This window comes from Methylobacterium brachiatum, assembly GCF_020523825.1.
Classification (GTDB): Bacteria; Pseudomonadota; Alphaproteobacteria; order Rhizobiales; family Beijerinckiaceae; genus Methylobacterium; species Methylobacterium brachiatum.
The window spans coordinates 1-22,655 of the sequence record NZ_JAJALK010000014.1; the positions used below are offsets into that span (position 1 = coordinate 1).

At 71.8% G+C, this 22,655-nt stretch carries 26 protein-coding genes; 10 read left to right on the forward strand and 16 right to left on the reverse strand.

Translation table 11 applies throughout. The features are described 5' to 3' along the window. Window positions 1-178 precede the first annotated feature (178 nt). The 10 genes from LGR69_RS24315 to LGR69_RS24360 all read right to left on the reverse strand — a co-directional run bounded on the left by LGR69_RS24315 (window position 179) and on the right by LGR69_RS24360 (window position 6,641). Window positions 179-439 carry an exodeoxyribonuclease VII small subunit gene (locus tag LGR69_RS24315; RefSeq protein ID WP_007564235.1) on the reverse strand — a complete coding sequence of 87 codons (261 nt, stop codon included), beginning with the start codon at window positions 437-439 and terminating at the stop codon, window positions 179-181. Between the two features lie 202 nt (window positions 440-641). Next, a complete protein-coding gene (locus LGR69_RS24320; RefSeq protein ID WP_091864067.1) occupies window positions 642-1,154 on the reverse strand; it encodes a tyrosine phosphatase family protein in 513 nt (170 codons plus the stop codon). A gap of 52 nt (window positions 1,155-1,206) precedes the next feature. Beyond that, the gene (locus LGR69_RS24325) at window positions 1,207-1,809 is read right to left on the reverse strand and encodes an HD family hydrolase (RefSeq protein ID WP_230367621.1); all 603 of its coding nucleotides are present in this window, start codon (window positions 1,807-1,809) and stop codon (window positions 1,207-1,209) included. Then, window positions 1,806-2,420, reverse strand: coding sequence for a DNA-3-methyladenine glycosylase I (locus tag LGR69_RS24330; protein ID WP_230367622.1), 615 nt, complete (start codon window positions 2,418-2,420; stop codon window positions 1,806-1,808). Before LGR69_RS24330 ends, LGR69_RS24325 begins: the two co-directional genes overlap by 4 nt. 61 nt (window positions 2,421-2,481) lie before the next feature. Beyond that, complete coding sequence (gene ygfZ, locus LGR69_RS24335) at window positions 2,482-3,336, reverse strand: CAF17-like 4Fe-4S cluster assembly/insertion protein YgfZ (RefSeq protein ID WP_091864055.1); 855 nt, start codon at window positions 3,334-3,336, stop codon at window positions 2,482-2,484. A gap of 113 nt (window positions 3,337-3,449) precedes the next feature. Beyond that, window positions 3,450-3,704, reverse strand: a complete 255-nt coding sequence (locus LGR69_RS24340; protein ID WP_007564226.1) for a hypothetical protein — start codon at window positions 3,702-3,704, stop codon at window positions 3,450-3,452. 159 nt (window positions 3,705-3,863) lie between these two features. Further along, window positions 3,864-4,310, reverse strand: coding sequence for a TIGR02301 family protein (locus LGR69_RS24345; protein ID WP_007564223.1), 447 nt, complete (start codon window positions 4,308-4,310; stop codon window positions 3,864-3,866). Continuing rightward, on the reverse strand, window positions 4,307-4,777 hold the full coding sequence (locus tag LGR69_RS24350) for an NUDIX hydrolase (protein ID WP_230367623.1): 471 nt from the start codon (window positions 4,775-4,777) through the stop codon (window positions 4,307-4,309). The genes LGR69_RS24345 and LGR69_RS24350 overlap by 4 nt, the downstream gene beginning before the upstream one ends. After that, the gene (locus LGR69_RS24355) at window positions 4,774-5,892 is read right to left on the reverse strand and encodes a hypothetical protein (RefSeq protein WP_230367624.1); all 1,119 of its coding nucleotides are present in this window, start codon (window positions 5,890-5,892) and stop codon (window positions 4,774-4,776) included. Before LGR69_RS24355 ends, LGR69_RS24350 begins: the two co-directional genes overlap by 4 nt. Window positions 5,893-5,918: 26 nt before the next feature. Next, window positions 5,919-6,641, reverse strand: coding sequence for an SDR family NAD(P)-dependent oxidoreductase (locus LGR69_RS24360; protein ID WP_039903081.1), 723 nt, complete (start codon window positions 6,639-6,641; stop codon window positions 5,919-5,921). Between the two features lie 175 nt (window positions 6,642-6,816). Here LGR69_RS24360 and LGR69_RS24365 point away from each other — a divergent pair, with 175 nt between their 5' ends. From LGR69_RS24365 to thiL, 4 genes are all read left to right on the forward strand, one after another. Continuing rightward, window positions 6,817-7,386: a carboxymuconolactone decarboxylase family protein gene (locus tag LGR69_RS24365; RefSeq protein ID WP_230367625.1), complete on the forward strand. Its 570-nt coding sequence runs from the start codon at window positions 6,817-6,819 to the stop codon at window positions 7,384-7,386. A 110-nt stretch (window positions 7,387-7,496) separates the two neighbouring features. Next, window positions 7,497-7,985: a 6,7-dimethyl-8-ribityllumazine synthase gene (ribH, locus tag LGR69_RS24370; protein ID WP_007564213.1), complete on the forward strand. Its 489-nt coding sequence runs from the start codon at window positions 7,497-7,499 to the stop codon at window positions 7,983-7,985. Window positions 7,986-7,996: 11 nt separating this feature from the next. After that, window positions 7,997-8,590, forward strand: a complete 594-nt coding sequence (nusB, locus tag LGR69_RS24375; protein ID WP_007564211.1) for a transcription antitermination factor NusB — start codon at window positions 7,997-7,999, stop codon at window positions 8,588-8,590. A 3-nt stretch (window positions 8,591-8,593) separates the two neighbouring features. After that, window positions 8,594-9,583, forward strand: a complete 990-nt coding sequence (thiL, locus tag LGR69_RS24380) for a thiamine-phosphate kinase (RefSeq protein WP_230367626.1) — start codon at window positions 8,594-8,596, stop codon at window positions 9,581-9,583. On the opposite strand, the gene LGR69_RS24385 is transcribed toward thiL, so the two are convergent. Then, entirely contained in the window at window positions 9,503-9,904 is a 402-nt protein-coding gene (locus LGR69_RS24385) for a hypothetical protein (protein ID WP_230367627.1), read from the reverse strand. The genes thiL and LGR69_RS24385 overlap by 81 nt on opposite strands. Window positions 9,905-10,386: 482 nt before the next feature. Here LGR69_RS24385 and LGR69_RS24390 point away from each other — a divergent pair, with 482 nt between their 5' ends. Continuing rightward, entirely contained in the window at window positions 10,387-12,531 is a 2,145-nt protein-coding gene (locus tag LGR69_RS24390; protein WP_230367628.1) for a sodium-translocating pyrophosphatase, read from the forward strand. 139 nt (window positions 12,532-12,670) lie between these two features. Here LGR69_RS24390 and LGR69_RS24395 read toward each other — a convergent pair whose 3' ends face one another. Both LGR69_RS24395 and LGR69_RS24400 read right to left on the reverse strand, forming a co-directional pair. After that, complete coding sequence (locus LGR69_RS24395; protein ID WP_230367629.1) at window positions 12,671-13,186, reverse strand: YceD family protein; 516 nt, start codon at window positions 13,184-13,186, stop codon at window positions 12,671-12,673. Further along, window positions 13,183-13,740 (reverse strand): ubiquinol-cytochrome C chaperone family protein, encoded by a 558-nt coding sequence (locus LGR69_RS24400; RefSeq protein WP_230367630.1) that lies wholly within the window; start codon window positions 13,738-13,740, stop codon window positions 13,183-13,185. The genes LGR69_RS24395 and LGR69_RS24400 overlap by 4 nt, the downstream gene beginning before the upstream one ends. 188 nt (window positions 13,741-13,928) lie before the next feature. Here LGR69_RS24400 and LGR69_RS24405 point away from each other — a divergent pair, with 188 nt between their 5' ends. Continuing rightward, complete coding sequence (locus tag LGR69_RS24405; protein WP_007564197.1) at window positions 13,929-14,426, forward strand: outer membrane protein assembly factor BamE; 498 nt, start codon at window positions 13,929-13,931, stop codon at window positions 14,424-14,426. 77 nt (window positions 14,427-14,503) lie between these two features. On the opposite strand, the gene LGR69_RS24410 is transcribed toward LGR69_RS24405, so the two are convergent. From LGR69_RS24410 to LGR69_RS24420, 3 genes are all read right to left on the reverse strand, one after another. Then, window positions 14,504-15,166, reverse strand: coding sequence for an HAD hydrolase-like protein (locus LGR69_RS24410; RefSeq protein ID WP_230367631.1), 663 nt, complete (start codon window positions 15,164-15,166; stop codon window positions 14,504-14,506). Window position 15,167: 1 nt separating this feature from the next. Beyond that, window positions 15,168-17,081, reverse strand: coding sequence for a PAS domain S-box protein (locus LGR69_RS24415; RefSeq protein WP_230367709.1), 1,914 nt, complete (start codon window positions 17,079-17,081; stop codon window positions 15,168-15,170). Window positions 17,082-17,392: 311 nt separating this feature from the next. Continuing rightward, the gene (locus tag LGR69_RS24420; protein WP_230367632.1) at window positions 17,393-18,484 is read right to left on the reverse strand and encodes an alkene reductase; all 1,092 of its coding nucleotides are present in this window, start codon (window positions 18,482-18,484) and stop codon (window positions 17,393-17,395) included. Between the two features lie 583 nt (window positions 18,485-19,067). On the opposite strand from LGR69_RS24420, the gene plsX reads away from it, so the two are divergent. The 4 genes from plsX to LGR69_RS24440 all read left to right on the forward strand — a co-directional run bounded on the left by plsX (window position 19,068) and on the right by LGR69_RS24440 (window position 22,615). After that, window positions 19,068-20,102, forward strand: a complete 1,035-nt coding sequence (plsX, locus tag LGR69_RS24425) for a phosphate acyltransferase PlsX (protein ID WP_007564188.1) — start codon at window positions 19,068-19,070, stop codon at window positions 20,100-20,102. 375 nt (window positions 20,103-20,477) lie between these two features. Further along, on the forward strand, window positions 20,478-21,470 hold the full coding sequence (locus LGR69_RS24430) for a beta-ketoacyl-ACP synthase III (RefSeq protein ID WP_230367633.1): 993 nt from the start codon (window positions 20,478-20,480) through the stop codon (window positions 21,468-21,470). A gap of 113 nt (window positions 21,471-21,583) precedes the next feature. Next, window positions 21,584-21,955 (forward strand): integration host factor subunit alpha, encoded by a 372-nt coding sequence (locus LGR69_RS24435; protein WP_328505091.1) that lies wholly within the window; start codon window positions 21,584-21,586, stop codon window positions 21,953-21,955. A 180-nt stretch (window positions 21,956-22,135) separates the two neighbouring features. Beyond that, window positions 22,136-22,615, forward strand: a complete 480-nt coding sequence (locus LGR69_RS24440; protein WP_007564181.1) for a MerR family transcriptional regulator — start codon at window positions 22,136-22,138, stop codon at window positions 22,613-22,615. Window positions 22,616-22,655: the final 40 nt, after the last annotated feature.

The following is a 22,655-nucleotide window of genomic DNA, read 5'->3' on the forward strand; positions in this document are numbered from 1 at the left end:
GATCGAGACCGCGTCGATCATCTCGGCCCGCACCGCGTCCGCCACCGCCTGCAACTCCGATTCGGGAAGCTGGCGCAGCGCAGCCGGCTCCGGGACACGGTCGAGAAGCGCGCTCAGCTCGGGGGAAATCGCCACGGCATCAACCTCTATCGGACGGGATCGGTCTGACCGCCGAGCCTCAGGATATATCGAGCGGCGCCACGCCCTCGGGCCGCCCGTCGGCACCGAGGGTGATCCGCTGGATCCGCGCCTCGGCCCGCTTCAGCAGCGCCTCGCAGTGCTTCTTCAGCACCTCGCCGCGCTCATAGATCGCCACGGACTCGTCCAGCGGGACATCGCCCCGCTCGAGCCTGCGCACGATCTCCTCGAGTTGCTCCAGCGCCTTCTCGAAGGGCAGGTCGCCGGCGGCCTGGGCCACCTCGGGTCTGCTCGCGTTCATCCCACACACATCCTTTGGGTCGGTTCTAAGGCGGCAGCCGGTGCGGCCACAACCCACGCGAGGGCGGCACCGGGGCGATCCGCACCGTTTTGGCGTGACGCGGCGGCCTTTGCGCCACACTCGGCGCGCCTTGCGGAATGCCCCTCGGACGACCGCGCGCAGGGCGGCCGGGGCCGACAACCGGAAGTTTCGGGAGCGGCCGTCACGGAAGCGTGAGACAGAAGGGCGTCCCCTCGAACGCCTCGGCGCCGCGGCCGATCCGGGCGATCGCCGCGACCATGCGGCCGTCCCGGTCGAGCATCCGGTCGGCGATCGCCACGAACAGGGGATTGGGGGTGGCCGACGGGGAGGCCGCCCGCAGGGCGTCGGCAATCGCGCCCTCGTCGCGCTCCGGCGCCAGCGCGCAGGCCGCAATATAGGCCGCCGCGGTCGAGCGGCTGATCCCGGCATAGCAATGGATCACCAGCGGCTTGTCCCGGGGCCAGGCCCGGGCGAAGGCCAGGATGCCGGCGACGTGCTCGTCAGCCGGCAAAACGTGTCCGTCCCGGGGCTCCGCGATGTCGCTGACCCCGATGACGGCGTGATTCTCCGCATCGATCAGCGCCGGCCGCTCGAGCGGCGTGCCGACATTGACCAGCGTGAGCACGTGGCTCGCCCCGGTGGCGGCGACGGTCTCGGGCAGGCGCGAGAGCGGGCAGACGTGAAGACTCGGCATGCGGCGGCCCATGGCGCGGGATCGTGACGGATCGAGGGCGGAGGGCTCCGGCTCAGGCCCGGCACAGGGCCTGGAAGCGGTCGAGGAACTGCGCTTCGGCCTGGGCGGTGGGCCACGGTTCGGCCAGCGCCCGGACGGACTCGGGCAGGTCCGGCGCGTCTCCGAAGTAGCGCACCGCTTCGTCCTGAGTGAATCCGGCGAGTTCCACGGCCTCGATATGGGCGGCGATCCGGTCGGCGCGCTTGACCAGGCGGCCGAGGGCGGGCGCGGGCTCGGCCAGGCCGAAGCGGCCGCGCACGGCGGCGAGCAGGCGCAGCTCGACCCCGCGATAGGCGTCGCCGATCGCGGCCTTGAGCGGCGAGATGATGTCGCCGACCACGTATTCCGGCGCGTCGTGCAGCAGCAGTTCCAGCCCCTCGGGATCGGTGCAGCCGGGGGCGATGTGGCGGCCCACCGCCTCCACCAGCAGGCTGTGCTGGGCCACCGAGAAGACGTGCGGCCCGCGGGTCTGGCCGTTCCAGCGCGCGACCCGGGCGAGCCCGTGGGCGATGTCGGCGATCTCGATGTCCCGGGGCGCGGGGTCGAGCAGGTCGAGGCGGCGGCCGGACAGCATCCGCTGCCAGGCCCGGGGTGCCGGATCGTGCGTCTCGCTCATGCCGGGCGCCCCAGCTCGGCGCAGGGCGCGTGCCGGTGGCAGCCGACGAGGTGGTCGTTGACCATGCCGACGGCCTGCATGAAGGCGTGCACGATGGTCGGCCCACAGAAGGAAAACCCCTCCGCCTTGAGAGCCTTGCCGATCGCCCGGGAGACCGGCGTCTCGGTCTGGACCTCGGCGCGGGCCCGGGCGGTACCCTGGATCGGCTGCCCGTCCACGAAATCCCACAGGAACGGCGCGAAGCCGGGGCCGCTCGCCTCGATGCGCAGCCAGGCGCGGGCGCCCGCGATCGTGCCCAGGATCTTGGCGCGGTTGCGGATGATGCGGTGGTCGCTCATCAGCCGGGCGACGTCGGCCTCGCCGTAGCGGGCGATGGCCTCCGGATCGAAGCCCGAGAATGCGTCGCGGAACCCGTCGCGGCGGCGCAGGATCGTGATCCAGGACAGGCCGGCCTGGAAGCCGTCGAGGATCAGCTTCTCGTAGAGCGCGCGGCCGTCGCGCTCGGGCACGCCCCATTCCGTGTCGTGATAGGCGACGTAGAGCGGGTCGTGGCCGGCCCACCAGCAGCGGGGGCAACCGTCGGGATGGTCGATCAGGTCGGTCTCGGACATCCCGCCGGTTTAGCGAGAACAGGAGCGGAACGCCATCGTTGCTCCGCGGTCCGATGCCCGCTCAGGCCGCCGGCGATCCGGCCGCCTCCGGCAGCGCGAAGGTCGCGTAGGCCGGCTTCTCGAGCGTCACCGGACGATCGCCGGCCAGCGGCGTCGCACCGGCCGCCAGCGCGTCGGCCAGGCGGTCGAGCCGGACGAGGGCGAGGCCGTGCGCGCCCGCGGCGCTGCCGGTGGTGCCGAGCGCCTTGCCGCCCGCGGTGATCTCGGTGCCGGGGGGCGGGGCCTCGCCGGCGTAGCGGGCCGCCAGCATCCGGGTGCGGGCGGTGCCGCGGTGCTGCATCCGCGAGACCACCTCCTGGCCCACATAGCAGCCCTTCTTGAAGTCGACGCCGCCGAGCTGGTCCATCAGCGCCTCGTGGGGGAAGGCATCCCCGTAGGCGTAGTCGCGCCCGCCCTCGGGCACGGCGAGTGCGATGCGGTGCCGGTGATAGTCGGCCTCCGCGGCATCCGCCGAGAAGGCGCCCTCGGCCGCGTAGAGCCGGGCGCCCAGATCGATGTGGCGGGTATCCGCGACCATGTCGGTCTCGACCGCCGGGGAGGCCCCCGCCCAGGAAGCCGCCACCGCCACGGTCGGGTCGACCGCGATCGCGACCTGCGCGCGCAGCCGGTAGAGCGTCAGGCGCTTGGCCAGGTCGGCGGCGCGGTCGATGGCCGTGTCGAGCCGGAACCCGTCCGGGATCCGCGAGATGAGGAAGTCGAACAGGATCTTGCCCTGCGGCGCCAGCAGGGCGCCGAGGCGGGCCTCGGCATCCTCAAGGGTCTCGACGTTGCAGGTCAGCACGCCCTGGAGCAGCGCGGCGGCCTCCGGCCCGGTAACGGTGACGAGGGCACGGTCGGGCAGCAGGGCGACGGGCATGGCAGGCAGATCCTCACGCGACGGGGGCGATCCGGCGTTCCGGATCGCGTGGCCGGGAGGTAGGTGCTGCGGGTGCCCGCCTCAACCGTCCGAATCGCCCGACGCCACTCTCCTCAATGCTGGAGGGTCGTGGTGAAGGCACCGCCGCGGATGCGCTCCGGAAAGCCCTCGGCGTAGCGCGCGGTGGCCTCCTCGCCGTAGGTCATCACCAGTTCCTGGAAGGCGGCAAACAGGGCGGCCTGCGCCATGCAATCACCGTCGAGCCCGTCGAGGCAGCCTTCCGCGAACGCTTCCGAGACGTAACTCAGAGCGACGCGTTTCTCCTCGACATCGACCTCGATGGGGGCGGTCTGAGAGATGTGCTGCATGGGCCCGATACTTCCGTTGCGCCGGGCACGGGACCCGGCGGACGAGAGAATGATAGGCGGCTCCCCGCGCCTCGGCCAGCCGGGAATTTCAGATCGGTTAACGCGAGCGCTCGAAGTTGATGCTTTTCGGGGATGCCGGAAAGGTGTGTTGCCTCTGCATCACCCGCCGAATCGCCCGGCCAAGGCGTGCGACAGCCTGTCGCCCTCGGCGACGTAGCGGGCGGCCGCCTCGTGCGCGGCCGGGGTGCAGACCCGGTAGGTCAGCGCGTAGCTGCGATAGCCGCGATTGTAGGCGCCCGCCAGCCGGTCGCGGCGCGCCGGGGTCACGCCCTCGGAGTCGATCAGCGCCTTCATGCGCGAGGGCCATTCCGCAGCGTCCGGCGCCGCGCAGAGGCTGCGCAGGAAGGCGAGCGCCCCGATGATCTCGGACATCCGCATCAGGTCGCGGTCGTAGGGAGCGGGCGCGTCCGCCTGCGGGCTCGTCTCCTTGGCGGATTCCTTGGGCGCCTCCTTCGCGGGGGCCGGCGCCGCGCGGGTGCCGCGCTGCTGCGCCAGGGCCGGGCCGGCCAGGGTCGCGGCCAGGCACAGGATGACCGGAAACCTCACGCGCGCGCCCCTCTGTCGCGCACCCGCGCGAACGCCTCGTCCAGGGTGTCGATCAGGCCCGGGGTCGTCGCGAGGCCGGCGACCTCTTCGCGCGTCGCCCAGCGGACCCCGAGGGCCTCCGGCCCGGCCACGGGCTCGCCGCCCAGCCACAGGGCGGCGTGCGGATGGACGACGTAATGGTGGCGGACGCGGCCCGCCTCGTCCCGGACGATGATCTCCGTGGGCGAGAGCACACCGACCACCTCGGCCGTCAGGCCGACCTCCTCGGACAACTCGCGCAACGCCGCCTCGGCCAGCGCCTCGCCCGCCTCGACGAGGCCGCCCGGCAGGGTCCAGACGCCGCGCATCGGCTCGTTCGCCCGGGCCGCCAGCAGGACGCGCCCGTCGCGGATCACGGCGATCGACGCGCCCACGAACGGCCGGGTCGGGAACAGGCGGCTGCCGCCATCGGCCACGCCCTCACTCATGGCTTGCCTCCGTCCGGGACGATGACGGCGACGCGCCCGTCGGCGAGGCCGACGAGCAACCGCGTCGCCGCGCCCTCGCCCAACGCCACGATGCCGGTGGTCGCCGGCGCCGGCAGCGGGATGCGCAGGCGCTCGTGCAGCGACCCCTTGGCCTGGACGAGGGCGATCTCCGGACGGCCTGCCACCGGCAGCACGAGCTCGGGCGGCCCGGCGGCCGGGATCGCGACGGCGAGATCGGCATCGCCCTCGCCCGCCGCGTAGCCCGGGGCCTCGCCGGCCGGTTCGATCGTGCCGGGGGACAGCGTCCAGAGCTGCAGCACCCCCCGGGCGCTCACCGTCGCGGCCTGGACGCCGCCGGAACCGGTGAAATCCGCGATGCCGGCGATCTTGAGGGGCGGCCCGGGCTGCGGCGGCGTGCGCGCCGTGACGGCCCAGCCCGCCTGACCGTCCGGGCGCCCGATCAGCACGAGCCCGCCCGCATCCGCTCCCGCGAGGGTCGCAGCCAGGAGGGCCGGGCGGCCGGCGAGGCGCAGCAGGCGCGGCCGGAGCGGCGCGAACACCGCGTCGCCCCCCGCCGGCACCGTGACGGTGGCGACCGGGACGGGTTTCGGGTCGGTGCTGACTGCCATCGGCTGGCGTTCGCGGATCGTCAGGACCGCGGCGGCTTCGCCCCCGTCGGGCGCCCGGGTGCGGCCGGTGAGATAGGCGCTCAGCGCCCCGGCCAGGACCCGGCGCGAGCCCGGCAGGGCGCCCCGCGGCGTCTCGGCGGCGGTCAGCCCCTCGACGGCGTCGCGGCCGATCGGCCGGACCGTGACCGCACCGTCGACCACGTTGAGCACCGCGCCGCCATCCTCGCCCCAGACCACCGCGATCGGGGCGCTCTCCTCGTCACCCGCCGACGGGTCGGATTTTGCGCCGGCGATCGGCAGCAGGCCGGAAGTCGCCACCGAGACCGCGGCCTCGCTGCGCGGCCCGCGCAGGGCCCGCACCGTGAAGGGCAGGTCCAGGATCCGGACGCCCGGCGCCTCCGCGCGGGCAGGGGCGAGCGGCGCGCACAGACTCAGGCCGAGGAGGATCGCGAAGCTCCGGCGCCCGACGGCCGGAGTGTGGCGCATGGCGGTCGGCCGCCCGGATCGCCGGGTCAAACGTGCTGGCCGCCGTTGATGTGCAGCTCGGCCCCGTTCACGTAGGACGAGGCGTCGGTGCACAGGAAGTAGATCGCCTTGGCGACCTCGTCCGGGGTGCCGAGCCGCCGCTGCGGGATCTGCTCGACGAGCTTTTCCGTGCCGGGCGACAGGATCGAGGTGTCGATCTCGCCGGGGGAGATCGCGTTCACCCGCACGCCGAGGGGGCCGAAATCGGCGGCCATCTCGCGGGTCAGGCCGGCCAGGGCCGCCTTGGAGGTGCCGTAGGCCGCGCCCGCGAAGGGGTGGACCCGGGAGCCGGCGATCGAGGTGACGTTGACGATCGAGCCCCGGGCGCGGGCGAGCTCGTCGCGCAGGCCCCGGGCGAGCAGGATCGTGGCGAAGACGTTGACCTGGAACACCCGCTGCCAGCCGTCGAACTCGGTGGCCAGGGCCCCCAGGCGCTCGCCGCCCGGTCCCTTGGGCGAGATGCCGGCATTGTTGACCAGCGCGTGCAGCACGCCGCCCTCGGCGTCGAGCCGGCCCCGGACCTCCTCGATGGCGCGCATCGTGTCCTGTGCGTCCGCGAGATCGACCTGGAGGTGGTCCTCGGGACCCATCTCCCAGGGGCAGTTCTCGGGGAAGGCGTGGCGCGAGCAGGTGATGACCCGCCAGCCGGCCGCCGAGAAGCGCTTGACCGTGGCGTGGCCGATGCCCCGGCTCGCGCCCGTGAGCAGCATGATGCGCCGGCGTTCGTTGACGGGGAGGGCCAAAGCCGTAAGCCTCGCTGGCGGGGTTTCGGATCGCGTCCGGATCGGGCGCTCGTCGTCCCGGTGAGCCGGACGGGTCTAGGCTGACAGGCCTCGAAAATCCAGAGTGCGTCACGCGCGTACGGTACGGGAGATGGGGCAAGCCATGACGGATACGGACCGCCTGCCGGAGATTCCCGCCGAGACCCTCTCGGCGGCGCAGGCCGCGGCCGCGGAGGCGTTCCGGGCCGAGCGCGGGGTCCCGGTCTTCGGGCCGTTCGTGCCGCTGCTGCGCAGTCCCGAGCTGATGCTATGCGCCAGCCGCATGGGGCTGTACCTGCGCTACGGCAGCGCCCTGCCGCTGCGGATCAGCGAGTTCGTGATCCTGATCGTCGCCCGGCTGTGGAGCCAGCAGGTCGAGTGGCAGATCCACCACCCGATCGCCCTCAAGGCCGGGGTCGCGCCCGAGACCGCACAGGCCCTGGAAGAGGGGCGGCGCCCCGACACGATGAGCGCCGAGGAGGCGCTCGCCTACGCGTTCTCGACCGAGCTGCAGCACAACCGTGCGGTGAGCGATGCCACCTACGCCGCCGTGGTCGCGCAGTTCGGCGAGCAGGGCGCGATCGATCTCACCGGCATCAACGGCTACTACGCGCTGCTCGCCATGACCATGAACGTCGCCCGCACGGCGCTGCCCGAGGACGGGCCGCCGCCGCTGCCGCCGCTGGTGCGGTAGCGCCCGCGGCGCTTGTCGCGCCGGCCGCTTCGGTCTAACCGTCCCTCTATCCCGTGGGCGCCCGACGCGCGGCGCCTCGCCAACCCCCGAAAAACCGACCGGACGAAGCCATGGTCGCCCATACCCGCGCCGCCACGGCGCCGATGCCCGCGGATCCGGCGCTCGCCGGCGCCCGCATCCTCGTCGTCGAGGCGCGCTACTACGAGGCGCTCGCCGACGAGCTGCTGGCCGGCGCGCTCGCGGTGATCGAGGCGTTCGCCGCGCACGCCACCGTGGTCACGGTGCCGGGTGCCCTGGAGATCCCCGCCGCGGTGGCGATCCTGGCGGACGAGTACGACGCCGTGGTGGCGCTGGGCTGCGTGATCCGCGGCGAGACCGGGCATTACGACATCGTGGCCGGCGAGAGCGCCCGCGCCCTGATGGACCTCTCGGTCCAGCGCCGGCTGCCGCTCGGCAACGGCATCCTCACGGTCGAGACCGAGGCGCAGGCGCTGGAACGCGCCCGGGTCGCCGAGATGAACAAGGGCGGCGGCGCGGCCGAGGCGGCGCTCGGGGTGCTCGCCCTCAAGCGCGCGGCCGAGGCGGCGCGCCCGCGATAACGAGAACCGACATGACCGGGACCACCGAAACCAGGCCGGACGACGCCACCCCGGACAGCGCCGACAGCGCCGCCCAGGAGACCGCCCGCGCCATCAGCCCGCGCAGCGGCGCGCGCCTCGCCGTGGTGCAGGCGCTCTACGAGATGGACATTTCCGGCAAGGGCGTCCTCGACGCGCTCGCCGAGTTCGAGGCCTTCTGGATCGGCCAGGAGGTGGACGGGATCGTGCATCCCAAGGCCGAGACCGCCTTCTTCCGCGACCTGCTGCGCGGCACGGTCGAGGAGCAGCGGGCGATCGACCAGAAGCTCGACCAGGCTTTGGCCCAGGGCTGGCCGCTGCGGCGGATCGAGATCGTGCTGCGGGCGATCCTGCGGGCGGGGGCCTACGAGCTCCTGTTCCGGCCCGACGTGCCGGCCCCGGCCGCGATCTCGGAATATGTCGACGTGGCCCACAGCTTCTACACCGCCGACGAGCCGGGCCTCGTCAACGCCGTGCTCGACCGGGTCGCCCGGGAGGTCCGTCCGGGCGAGGTCAGCGCGCCCAAGGGCGGCGGCAAGGCCGCCGGCAAGCCGGGCCCCGGAAAGCCCGCCCCCAAGAAGGCCTGAGCCGTGGCCGGGCCGGATCGCGCCTCCGAGGAGGGGCTGATCGCCCGCTACTTCGCCCCCCTGGCGGGGCCGGGGGCGGACGGGCTGCGGGACGATGCCGCGACCCTGACCCCGACCCCCGGGCACGATCTCGTGGTCACCGCCGACGCGGTGGTGGCCGGGATCCACTACTTCTCCGACGATCCCCCGGACTCGATCGCCCGCAAGGCGCTCGGGGTGAACCTGTCCGACATCGCCGCCAAGGGCGCGGTGCCGCGGGGCTTCCTGCTGACCCTGGCGCTGCCCGACGACTGGACGGAGGCCTGGCTCGCGGGCTTCTCCGAGGGGCTCGGGGCGGCGGCGGCCGAGGCCGGCTGCCCGCTGCTCGGCGGCGACACGGTGCGGTCCGGCGGGCCGGCCTTGATCGGGGTCACCGCGTTCGGCGAGGTGCCGTCCGGCGGCATCGTCCGGCGCGGCACCGCGCAGGTCGGCGACCGGATCTGCGTCAGCGGCACGATCGGCGACGCCGCGCTCGGGCTGCGCCTGCGCCTGGAGCCGGAGGCGGCCTGGGCGACCTCCCTCGATCCGGCGCAGCAGGCGTTGCTGGCCGACCGCTACCTGCATCCGCGCCCGCGCCTCGCCTTGGCGGCCGCGATCCGCCGTCACGCCTCGGCCGCGATGGACGTGTCGGACGGGCTCGCCGGCGACCTCGCCAAGATGCTGGGCGCCGGCCGGACCGCCCGGATCGGGGCTGTGCCGCTCTCGGAGGCCGCCGCCCGGGCGCGGGACGCGGAGCCCGGCCTGATCGAGCCGATCCTGACCGGCGGCGACGATTACGAAATTCTCTGCACGGTCGCCCCGGAAACCCTCGACGCCCTCCTCGCCGAGGCGGCGCAGGCCGGGATCCCGCTCACCGCCATCGGCACCGTCACCTCAGGCGACGGCCCGCCCGGCTTCGAAATGGGCGACGGCACCGCGCGCGTGTTCGCGGCTGGGGCGTTCAGCCACTTCTGAGGCGGGGCCCGGGCTGGTCCGGCCGAGGACGATGTGGGTCACGCCCTCGGGCTGGCGGCCGATCTGGCGGCGGACCTCGTCCATTATCCCGGCGGCCACGATCGGCATCCACAGGGCCAGGTCGCCGGGCGTCAGCGCGGAGCGGCCGGTCAGCGCCTCCTCCGGGCGGGGCGGCGTCGAGAGGGCCCGCTGCAGGATGTGCAGCAGCTCGCCCTGGATCGCCTCCGGCTGGGCCGCGACCCGCTCGGCGATCAGGAAATGCACCGCTCCGGTCAACACCTCGATCGTCGCCGCCAGCTTGGCGACTTGGTCGCTGCTCATGTCCAGCCCCATCCGGTTATACAACCGAAAGTAGAACGCCGTATGGTTAACCGCGGGTTAAGCCCCGCGATCCGGCGACGAATCCGGTCCCATCGGCAGCCATCCCCTCGACGAGAGGAGGCCGCGCGATCCGCGTCCCGTCGCAGAGCCTTCGCAGCAAAGCCGCGCCGTTCATCAATGCAGTGCAGCATTCGCATGCCGCAGTGCCAACAACATCAGATGCGGCGTTTGCGCTCACCGGCGAAGTTTGGCAACTAGAGGCGGATCTATCACGCCATGATCGGTCCGATTCTAATCCTCTGCCGAGACGCGTCCACGTCGCCGAACCGGTCACCCTGTCGGCAATGGTCGCGCCAAGACGAACCTTTGGGAAGGAATGCCCCGAATCGAGCGCCACGTCCCATGACCGTCTCCGGGCGGTCAAGCTCGACACCAATCACAAGCCCCCGCCAGGCACGATAAAAACAAGGACGGTAGAGAGCATGATCCCTTTGACCTTGATCATCGTGGGCGGGCTCTGCGCCGTCGCCTACGGCATCGTCACGATCCTCGACGTGATGCGGCGGGATGCCGGCACCCAGCGCATGCAGGAGATCGCCGCCGCCATCGCGGAGGGCGCGCAGGCCTATCTGAAGCGGCAATACCTCACCATCGGCCTGGTCGGCGTGGTGCTGTTCGTGCTGCTGGCGGTGTTCCTCGGGATCAAGGTCGCGGTCGGCTTCCTGATCGGCGCGGTCCTGTCGGGGGCGGCCGGCTTCATCGGCATGAACGTCTCGGTGCGCGCCAATGTCCGCACCGCCCAGGCCTCCTCGACCTCGCTGGGCGCCGGCCTCGACATGGCGTTCAAGTCCGGCGCCGTGACCGGCATGCTGGTGGCCGGCCTCGCCCTGCTGGGGGTGGCTCTCTACTACCTCTACCTCACCCGCGGCGCCGGGCTCGACCCGTCGAGCCGCGAGGTGATCGACGCGCTGGTGGCGCTCGGATTCGGCGCCTCGCTGATCTCGATCTTCGCCCGGCTCGGCGGCGGCATCTTCACCAAGGGCGCGGATGTCGGCGGCGACCTCGTCGGCAAGGTCGAGGCCGGGATCCCGGAGGACGATCCCCGCAACCCGGCGACCATCGCGGACAATGTCGGCGACAATGTCGGCGATTGCGCCGGCATGGCCGCCGACCTGTTCGAGACCTACGCGGTGACCATCGTGGCCACCATGGTGCTGGCCGCGATCTTCTTCTCCGGCCCCACCGGCAGCGGCCGGGCGGTGCTCGAGCCGATGATGCTCTATCCGCTGGCCATCGGGGCGGCCTGCATCGTCACCTCGATCGCCGGCACCTACGCAGTGCGGCTCGGGGCCAACCAGTCGATCATGGGCGCCCTGTACAAGGGGCTGATCACCGCGGGCGTGCTCTCGGTGGCGGCGATCGCCATCGTCAACCTGACCCTGCTGGGCGGCTTCTCCACCGCCTTCACCACCTCGACGGGCGTGACCTTCACGTCGGGCGGCCTGTTCGGCTGCGCGGTGATCGGGCTCGCCATCACGGCGCTGATCGTGGTGATCACCGAGTACTACACCGGCACCAATTTCCGCCCGGTGAAGTCCATCGCGGACGCCTCGGTGACCGGCCACGGCACCAACGTGATCCAGGGCCTGGCGATCTCGCTCGAATCCACCGCGCTCCCGGCCATCGTGATCGTGGCCGGCATCATCGCCACCCACGCGCTGGCCGGCCTGTTCGGCATCGCCATCGCGGTCACAGCCATGCTGGCGCTGGCCGGCTTCATCGTCGCGCTCGACGCCTTCGGGCCGGTCACCGACAATGCCGGCGGCATCGCCGAGATGGCCGGCCTGCCCCCGGACGTCCGCAAGTCCACGGACGCGCTCGACGCGGTCGGCAACACCACCAAGGCGGTGACCAAGGGCTACGCGATCGGCTCGGCCGGCCTCGGCGCCCTGGTGCTGTTTGCCGCCTACACGTCCGACCTGAACTACTTCATCGCCAATGCGAGCCCGACGCAGTACCGGTTCTTCCAGGGCGTCGGCGTCGATTTCTCCCTGTCCAACCCCTACGTGGTGGTCGGGCTGCTGCTCGGCGGCCTGATCCCGTTCCTGTTCGCCGGCATCGCCATGACGGCGGTCGGCCGGGCGGCGAGCGCGGTGGTCGAGGAGGTCCGGCGCCAGTTCCGGGAGAAGCCCGGGATCATGCAGGGCACCGACCGGCCGGATTACGGCCGCGCGGTCGACATGCTGACCCGGGCGGCGATCAAGGAGATGATCGTCCCGTCGCTGCTGCCGGTCCTGTCGCCGATCGTGCTGTTCTTCGTGATCCAGCTCATCGCGGGCAAGAGCCAGGCCTTCGCCACGGTGGGCGCGAGCCTGCTCGGGGTGATCCTCACCGGCCTCTACGTCGCGGTCTCGATGACCTCGGGCGGCGGTGCCTGGGACAACGCCAAGAAGTACATCGAGGACGGCCACCACGGCGGCAAGGGCTCCGACGCCCACAAGGCCGCGGTGACCGGCGATACGGTCGGCGACCCCTACAAGGACACGGCCGGCCCCGCGGTGAACCCGGCGATCAAGATCACCAACATCATCGCCCTGCTGCTGCTGGCGGTGCTGGCGCATTATTGATCCCGCCCGCACCCCCATCCTGAATTCCGAGGCGTCCGCTGTGCTTCGGCTCTTCAGGATGAGGGGGGCGGGGGTGAAACCGTCGCCCGCGCCCTCGTCACCAACCCGGGGACCCGAGCGCGGCGCGGATCGGCCCGCCTCACCCCTCCCCGTCGCGGAGCCGGCGCAGCGCGTCGAAGGGGCCGGCATCCTCGCCGACCACCACGGGCTCGAAGGCGATGCCGGGCTTGCGCGGATAGGGGTCGAGGCCCAGCGCCAGGAACTCGGCGGTGAGCGCGCCGAAATCGATCCGGCCGCCGATCAGCGGATCGGGCACCTCGACATCCTCGGCGTCCGTACCGGCGAGCTGGTCGGTATCGGTGAACACCACCTCCACCGGCTCGCGGACCGGCCCCTCGAACGGCTCGAGGCTGACCGTGCAGATCTGCGTCACCACGGCCTCGACCGTGCCGGTCACGGTCATCCGGTTGGTCGAGCCCGAGATCTCGAATCGCCCGACGAAGTCGCGGATGGCGAGAATCTTGAAGTCGGCGGCGAGCGCCGTGCATTCGGCCGGGCTCGCCTCGACGGTGACGGCGCCCCGGCCCTGCGGCAGGCGCTCGACATTGACCCAGCGCGCGAGCGGCCCGCTCTCCGGGCCCGTACGGTGTCTCATATCCTGTCTCCGGTCGGGGCCGGCGCGAAGGCGTCCGGCTCCGGGAAGGGCGGCCCGGCAGCGAGCAGCCCGTCGAGGTGTTCCGTCGCCAGCGCCGCGTCGGCCGCCAGCACGTAGGCGGCGAGGCCCGCCGCGTCACCCTCCCCGCCGAGGACGTTGCGGGCGAGCACGACGGCGAGGGCGGCGGCGTCGCCGGCATCCAGCGCCGCGTCGTAGCCCGTGGCCCGGCCGTAGAAGGCGGCGCCGAGCTTCTTCATCCGCTTGCCGACGCCCATATCGCCGACGCCGAGCTCGCGCAAAGACGCGTCGAGCTGGGTGAAGACCGAATTCACCAGATCCTGCGCCACGTCGGCGGCGGGGGCCGGCAGCCGGTTGAGCCGGCGCAGGACCAGGATCACGTGCAGGCACAGGGCCTCGAACCGGCCCTCGACCGTGTCGGGCACGGCGAGCCGCGTGTACAGGCCCGGCTGCCGCGCCGCCGCGCTGATGGCCGTGTGCAGCCCCTCGACGGCCCGCCGCCGGGCGTTGTCGCGACGGAACAGCCCGGCGATCATCGGTGCCTCGCAGAGGGGAAAACCCGGCCGCGGCCGCGGTGGGTAGGCCGGCCCTGTGGCCAAGCTTGCCTTGTCAAAGCCATATCCCCGCGGTACGGCAACCCACGCCCAAGGCGCAAGCGCCGTCGGAGACATGGACCGGCGGCGGCCTGCGTCGCTCGTCCGTCAACACGCTCTCTGGGGGCCCGATGCGGCGCCGTCTCGTCCAGTCCTTTGCGCGCCTCGCGCTGCTCGGCCTCACGGGCGCCGGCCTCGCCGGCTGCGTCGGCGAAGAGCTGCGCCACGGCTACCAGATCGACCAGGCGGCGCTCGCCACGATCAAGCCCGGCATGAGCCCCGAGCAGGTGCTGCAGATCCTCGGCACGCCGTCGACAGTCTCCACGGTGGGCAACAAGTCCTGGTATTACATCTCCCAGAACACCAGCCGGACGATCATGTTCCTGGGCGAGCAGGTCGAGGACCAGAAGGTCACGGCGGTCTACTTCACCCCCGGCTTCAAGGTCGAGCGCGTGGCGCTCTACGGCCTGCAGGACGGCCGGGTGTTCGACTTCATCGAGCGCACCACGCCGACCAGCGGCGCCGACCGGGCCTTCCTCAGCCAGCTGTTCCGCGGCCTGACCCGCTACGAGCCGTTCGGCACCGGCAAGGGCACCAGCGTCGTCCCGGGCGCCAACCGCGGCCTCTGAACACAAGCCGGGGGTTTCCGCAGGGCTCAGCCCTGCACCCGCAAAAGGTCGGGGACCTTTTGAAACCCCGACCTGTGTCAGGCCTGTTCGGGCCCGCGCAGCAGGCCCGTGATCTCGGCCGGCTCGGCGAAGAGATGGTCCGGGCCGAGCGCCGCCAGCGCGCCGGCATCGGTGTAGCCCCAGGCCACCGCCCCGAACGGGCAGCCGAGCGCCCGCGCGGCCTCGAAATCCCGCACCTCGTCACCGATGCACAGGGCCCGTTCCGGCGGAACGCCGCGGCGCGTCAGGAGCGCCCGGAGCCGCTGCGCCTTGCCGAACAGCGAGGCGCCGCAGGCATAGGCGTCGATCCGGCCGGCATTCTCGGGGCCGAGCACCCGGCGGACCGTATCGGCGCGGTTCGACGACAGGATCGCCAGCGGCACCCCGGCCTCCTGCACGCCGGCCAGCATCGCCGGCACCCCGGAAAACAGCGTGATCTGGGCCGCGTCGCGGGCGGCGAGCGCGTGCATGTGGCGGGCGATGAAGGGCAGCTTCCAACGCGGGATGCCGAGATGGGCCACGATCGCCCGGGCGCCCTGAAGCCGCAGCGCATCGACCTCGTGAGCCTCGACCCGGCGGAAGCGGTAGCGGTCGGCGACGCCGTTCAGGACTGAGCAGAACCAGGCGAAGCTGTCGGCGAGCGTGCCGTCGAAATCGAGCACGACGAGAGAGGGCCCGGCCTCGCCGGGGCGGCGCGCCATGTCAGTGGCGGAGATTCGCCAGCGGCATGCTGAGCCGCATCAGCAGGCCCTCCGGGGCCCAATCGTGCTCCAGCACGCCGTCGAGCTGGCCGGCGACGCTGCGCTCGGCCAGCACGGTGCCGAATCCCTGGCGGGAGGGTCTTCCCGTCACCGGGGGCCCGCCGGCCTCGGCCCAGGTGAGAGTGTAGCGCTCGCCGTCGCGCAGCCCGCTCAAGCTGACGCCGCCCTCCTTGGTGGAGAGCCCGCCATACTTCATCGCGTTGGTGGCCTGCTCGTGCATGATCAGCGCGAGCGCGGTGGCGGTGCGCTCGCCGATCTCGGCATCGTCGCCGGAGATCGCCACCCGGGCCCGGCCGCCCTCCTCGTAGGCGGCCATGATCAGGCGCATCAGCCCGAGCACGGTCTGGCCCGCGACCTCGGGGGCGCTGTCGGGGGAATGCGGGCGGACATATTCGTGGGCCCGGGCCAGGGCGCCGAGCCGCTCCCGGAAGGCGGAGGCGAACGGCTTGGCCGCCGGATCGCTGCGAGCGGTGAGCGCCGCCAGGCCGCCGACCACGGCGAAGATGTTCTTGATCCGGTGCGACAGTTCGCGGATCAGCAGGTCGCGAGCCTCCTCGGCGCGCTTGGCCTCGCGCAAATCCCGGGTGACGGTGGCGTAGCCGATCTCGGCGCCGGTCGGATCGCGCACCGGGAAGATGTTGTACAGGACCGCGACCGCCTCGCCCGTGCCGAAATGCCGGAACGCGAGCTCGCCCTCCCAGTAGCCTTTCTGCTGCACCGCCGGCAGCACGGTCTCGGCCAGGACCCGGCGGCTCTCCGGGGAGAAGAAATCCTCCATCCGGTGCCGGCGGGCGGCGGCGAGGTCGGGCAGCCCGACCAGCGCCAGGGCGGCCTCGTTGAGATGCGTGACGGCGCCGCCCAGCGTGTAGAGGCCGATGAAATCCTTGGAGGCCTCCACGATGGCGGCGAGCTTGCGCGCCTCGGCCTCGGCCCGCTTCAGGTCGTCGATATCGGTGCAGGTGCCGAACCAGCGCTCGATCCGCCCCTCCGCGTCGCGGATCGGCATGGCCCGGCCCAGCGTCCACCGGTAGGCGCCGTCGCGATGGCGCAGGCGGTACTCGATCTCGTAGGGCTCGCCGGTCTCCAGCGAGTGGCGCCAGCGCGTCCAGGCCCGCTCCTGGTCGTCCGGGTGGAACACGTCGTTCCAGCCCTCGCCGTCGGTCGAGCCGTAGGGCATGCCGGTGAACTCGTACCAGCGGTCGTTGTAATAGTCGTGGAACCCGTCCGGCAGGGTGGTCCAGACCATCTGGGGCATCGCCGCGGTCATGACCCGGAAGCGGCGCTCGCTGGCGGCGAGCTCGGCCTCCCGGGCGGCGACCTGGGCGTGGGTCCGCCGGTATTCCAGCAGGGTCGAGATCTGGCGGGCCAGGGCGGTCAGGGTCGCGGTCTGGGCCGCGTCGAGCCCCTCGGGCCGCGGCGTCCGGTCGAGGACGCAGAGCGCCCCGAGCGGGATGCCCTGCGTGCCCCGGATCACCGCCCCGGCGTAGAAGCGGAAGCCCGGGCCCCCGGTCACCAGCGGGTTGTCGATGGTCCGCGGGTCGTCGGCGAGATCCGGGATGATCAGGCTTTCGCCGGCCTCGATCGTGTGGGCGCAGACCGAGCAGTCGATCGGCAGCTCGCGCTTGCCCAGGCCGAATTCCGACTTGAACCATTGCCGCTCGGCATCGACCAGGCTGACCAGGGCCACCGGCGCCCGGCAGACATGGGCGGCGATCCGGACAAGGTCGTCGTAGAGCGGCTCGGGCTCGCTATCGAGGATGGCGAGGTCGTGCAGTTCCGCGAGCCGGTCCGCTCTGCTCCAGCGCCGGTCGGTCGGTTCGAAATCCGCGCGTGTATTGGGGGGCGGCGCATCCATGGTCTCGCGCTCAAATAGGCGCGTGACAGGCGGCTGCATAGGCATCGCCGCAGATTAAGGTTTTCACGGTCCCGTTTCCGGGGCGCAGGGCAGCGTAATCCGACGTCGAGACCGGCGCATCGGACCGGATCGGGCCGGCGCGCGTGAAACACTGCGAGCACCGGCGCGCCGGGACATAGGTGGCGGCCGCTCCCGTCCCTGCGCGCCAGAGAGGCGACGGCGGCGCAGGACGCGTCCTCGAAAACCATCGCTCCGCGACCACCGCGGTACCGGACCCCGTCGCGCGGGCTCCGGTACCACGTCGACCCGGATCAGGCCGCCCGGGCTTCGTCCAGGGTCGGATAGTCGGTGTAGCCCTTCGGTCCCTGGCTGTACCAGGTCGCGGCCTCGTCCTTGGCGAGCGGCGCGCCCTTGGCGATGCGCTCGACCAGGTCCGGGTTGGCGATATAGGTCCGGCCGAACGCGATCGCGTCGGCCTCGCCGGCATCCAGCACCTTCTGGCCGCTGATCCCGTCGTAATCGGCGTTGAGGATCATCGGGTTGCGGAACACCTTGCGCATCGCCGGGGCGATCGGCGGGTGGTCGGCCTTACCGAAGGTCCCGTCCGGGCCGGGCTCGCGCATCTCCAGGAAGGCGATGCCGCTGTCGGCCAGCGCCTGGGCGGCGGCCACGAACAGGGGCTCCGGATCCGAATCGTTGCAGCCCTGGATTTCGCCGTTGGGCGACAGACGCACGCCGGTACGTTCCGGCCCGGCGACGCCCGCGACCGCCTCGGTCACCTCGCGCAGCAGCCGCACGCGATTCGCGATGGATCCGCCATACTGATCGGTGCGGTGGTTGGTGCCGTCGCGCAGGAACTCGTCGATCAGGTAGCCGTTCGCGGCGTGGATCTGCACCCCGTCGAACCCGGCCGCGATGGCGTTGGCGGTGGCCCGCTCGTAATCGGCGAGCAGCCGCGGGATCTCGGCGACCTCCAGGGCCCGCGCCTCGGCATAGGGCTTCTTGCCGGAATAGGTGTGGGCCTGGTCCGGGGCCGTGGTGGCCGAGGCCGAGACCGGCTTGGCGCCCCCCAGGAAGTCCGGATGGACCAGGCGGCCCATATGCCAGATCTGGCAGACGATCTTGCCGCCGCGATCGTGCACGGCCTTCACGATCGGCCGCCAGGCATCGACCTGTTGGTCGGACCAGATGCCCGGCGCGTAGGGCCAGCCCAGGCCTTCCTGGGAGATGCCGGTGGCCTCGGTGAGGATCAGGCCGGCGCCGGCGCGCTGGGCGTAATATTCGACCATGAGCGCGGTCGGGACATGCTCACGGGTGGCGCGGCCGCGGGTGAGCGGGGCCATGAAGATCCGGTTCTTCGCCTCGATGGCGCCGATGCGGATCGGGTCTAGCAGGGACGGCATGGAAACCTCGTGCTGGTGCGGCGGCGCCGCCCGTCAGTCAGACGCCGAGGTGGCGTCGCGGCGCGGTGATGCCAGGGTGCAGCGCAGCACCGGGGCGCGGTCCGTGCGCGAGCGCACGTCTCAAGGGGGTGGGATCATCCTCGAGGTTTTGGAACTATGGGCGGGTGAGACTCGGCGGATCGGAGACGCCGAGGGCGAGCGCGCCATGCGATAGAGTGATATCGAAGGCCGACTGGCTGATACGCCGGTCTGGAAAGCCGATAGGATTCCGGACGTCCCATCCGCCGACTCATTCTGAGAAGCCGGAGCGTAGCGGAGGCCGCGAAGAAGCCGTCCGGGGACTCCATAGCCATCTGGTGACCCGCTGCGCGGGCGCCTCAGGATAAGGGGAGTGGAGGGGCGCGCCGGGGCCGGATCCCCCCGCAAAGCTCCAGCCCCGCCCGCCCCGAAACAATTGCCCGACCCGACCGGCCCGATTTCATTTGCCCGGCGGGCCGGTATCGCTATGGTCCGCCGCGCTTGGCGGGCGGCTCTCGTCCGTTCCGCCGCCGTTCCCCCTGCCGAGACCGCGACCCGCAAAGACATGTCCCAACGCGTGTGCATCTCGCTCGACGCCATGGGCGGCGACCACGGGCCCTCGACCGTCGTGCCCGGCGCCGCGCTGGCCCGTGAGCGCCATCCCGGCATGACCTTCCTGCTGTTCGGCGACGAGGCGGTGATTGCCCCGCTGGTCGCCAAGGAGCCGCGGCTGAAGGATTGCGTCGAGATCCGCCATACGAGCGTGGCCGTCGCCATGGACGACAAGCCCAGCCAGGCGGTGCGCCAGGGCCGGGGCAAGTCCTCGATGTGGCAGGCGATCCAGGCGGTGCGCGACGGGCAGGCCGATGCCTGCGTGTCGGCCGGCAACACCGGCGCGCTCATGGCGATGTCGAAGATCTGCCTGAAGACCATGTCGGGTATCGAGCGCCCGGCCATCGCCTGCCTGTGGCCGACCGTGCGCGGCGAGAGCGTCGTGCTCGATGTCGGCGCCACCATCGGCACCGACGCGGAGCACCTCGTCGAGATGGCCGTGATGGGCTCGGCCATGGCCCGCATCGTGTTCGACCTCGACAAGCCGACGGTCGGCCTGCTCAACGTCGGCACCGAGGAGATGAAGGGCAACGAGGCGGTCAAGGAAGCCGCGCGGCTGCTGCGCGAGATGGACAGCCCGGGTCTGACCTATCACGGCTTCGTCGAGGGCACGGATCTCGGGCGCGGCACCGTCGACGTGGTCGTCACGGAAGGTTTCACGGGAAACATCGCGCTCAAGACCGCCGAGGGCACGGCCAAGCAGATCGGCAGCTATCTGCGCTCGGCCATGACCCGGACGCTCGCGGCCAAGATCGGCGCGCTGTTCGCCCGCCAGGCGTTCAAGGCCCTGAAGGACAAGATGAATCCGAGCCGCGCCAATGGCGGCGTGTTCCTCGGGCTGGAGGGCATCGTGATCAAGAGCCACGGCTCGGAGAACGCGCAGGGCTTCGCCGCGGCGATCGACCTGGCCCACGACATGGCCCGCCAGGACATGATCCGCACGATCCGCGAGATGCTCGACCAGACGGCGGTCCTAGCGCCGGCTTGAGCGTCCGCAGAAGTACGAGATGGAAACGGGCCTTCTTCGAGCGCACCTGACGAAGCTTCCGTTCAAGAGACGCGTAGCGCCGTCCCCGTCATTGCGAGCGCAGCGAAGCAACCCGGTGCAGCGGGCGATCCCCGAAGGGGACGTATCCCTAAATTGCTTCGCTGCGCTCGCAATGACGGATGGGATCGTCGGTCGGGTGATCCGACCGCAAACCGACTGACACAGGGGCGGACCCGCCATCCGGTCTGGGGCGTTCAAACAAAACACGACCGCGTATGCCTCCCAGATCCGCGAGGGGAGGGCGATTCGCGTAACATGGTCAAGGCGTTGACGGCCGGCGGGAATGTCCAAGCCCACCGTCCGGGAAGGAAAGCGATGTCAGCCCTCCGCACAGATTCTCCGCAGGCGCTGCGCTCGGTGGTGGTCGGAACCGGGTCGAGCCTGCCCGCGCAGGTGGTGACCAACGCCGCCCTGACCGAGCGGGTCGACACCTCGGACGAGTGGATCGTCCAGCGCACCGGCATCCGCCAGCGCCACATCGCCGATGCGGGCGAGACCACCTCGGTCCTCGGCGCCCGGGCCGCCCAGGCCGCCCTCGACGATGCCGGCCTGACCGCCGACGACATCGACCTCGTCATCTGCGCGACCTCGACCCCCGACCACACCTTCCCGGCCACCGCGACCCAGATCCAGGCGGCGCTCGGCATCCATCACGGGGCGGCCTTCGACCTGCAGGCGGTCTGCGCCGGCTTCGTGTTCGCGGTCTCCACCGCCGACAAGTTCCTGACCACCGGCTCGGCCCGCCGGGCCCTGGTGATCGGCGCCGAGACCTTCTCGCGCATCGTCGACTGGGAGGACCGCACCACCTGCGTGCTGTTCGGCGACGGCGCCGGCGCGGTTGTGCTGGAGGCGCGCGCCGATGCGGGCGACCGGGGCGTGCTCTGCGCCAGCCTGCGCTCGGACGGGCGGCACCGGGACAAGCTCTACGTCGATGGCGGGCCGGGCTCCACCGGCACCACCGGGCGGCTACGCATGGAGGGGCGCGAGGTGTTTCGCTTCGCGGTCGGGCAGGTCACCGACGTGATCGCCGCCGCCTTCGCGCAGGCCGGCCTGACCGCGGAGGACCTCGACTGGTTCGTGCCCCACCAGGCCAACCGCCGGATCATCGAGGCCTCGGCCGACAAGCTCGGCATCGCCCGGGAGAAGATCGTGCTGACCGTGGACCGCCACGGCAACACCTCGGCGGCCTCGATTCCGCTGGCCCTCGACGTCGCCCGGCGGGACGGCCGGATCCAGCCCGGCGACCTCGTGATGATCGAGGCGATCGGCGGCGGGTTCAGCTGGGGCGCGGCGCTGATCCGCTGGTGAGCGGCTGGAGCGATTCCACGCCTCCCCGCGGTTGACCGGGCGGCGGGCGCCGATTAGCGTGCCGGATCATAGGGATACACCTTCAGCTGACGGTGCGGCGAGGTTCGCCGCCCCTGTGGGCTGCCGGAAGAGAAGAGCGGGCGAGGGGACACGGCATGGCAGGCAAGACGGTGACGCGCGCCGACTTGAGCGAGGCCGTCTACCACCAGGTGGGCCTGTCGCGGACCGAATCCGCCGCGCTGGTCGAGACCGTGCTGTCGGAGATCTGCGCCTGCCTGGCCGCTGGCGAGACGGTCAAGCTGTCCTCGTTCGGCTCCTTCGTGGTGCGCAGCAAGGGCAAGCGCGTCGGCCGCAACCCCAAGACCGGCGTCGAGGTGGCGATCGAGCCCCGCCAGGTGATGGTGTTCAAGCCCTCCAACGTGCTCAAGGCCAAGATCAACGGCCAGGCGATCAACGGGCTGGACAAGCACGACGAGGACGCCTGAGCGGCCGTTTCTCCGGCGATGGCGCGCTCTCCGTCGCCCGTAGAGGAGGGAGGGAGGCGCGAGGATCGGGCTTCTGTCGCTCCGAGACGATAAACAATATTCTTTCAACCCCCGGTAAGGCTTGAGCCCGGCCGCGCGGGCCGGCAAGATCGTCCACTCCCCGCCGATCGTCAGACAGCCATGCCCCCAGCCCTCGCCGCCGACACGCCGCTCGAACCGATCGGCGAGAAGAGCGCCGGCGCCTTCCGCACGATCAGCGAGGTTTCCGAGGAGCTCGACGTGCCCCAGCACGTCCTGCGGTTCTGGGAGACCCGATTCGGCCAGATCCGCCCGGTGAAGCGAGCGGGCGGCCGGCGCTATTACCGGCCCCAGGATGTCGAGCTGGTCGCCGGCATCCGGCAGCTCCTCTACGTGCAGCGCTACACCATCGCGGGCGCCCAGCGGGTGCTCAAGGAGAACGGCATCCGCTTCGTCCAGGCGGTGGGCCGCGGCGAGGCCAAGGCCGCCGAGCCTCAAATCCAGGAGGTCGAGGGCGGCCTCGATGCCGGGATCCGGGCCGACACCCCCGACCGCGCCGCCCTTCTGGGCGTGCTGGAGGATCTGCATGCCTGCCGGTCCCTGCTCGATGCCCTGCGCCGGCCCTACGACCGGGACGTGTGAGTCTCGCCGCGGCCTCGCGCAGGCCGTGTGACGTGCATCG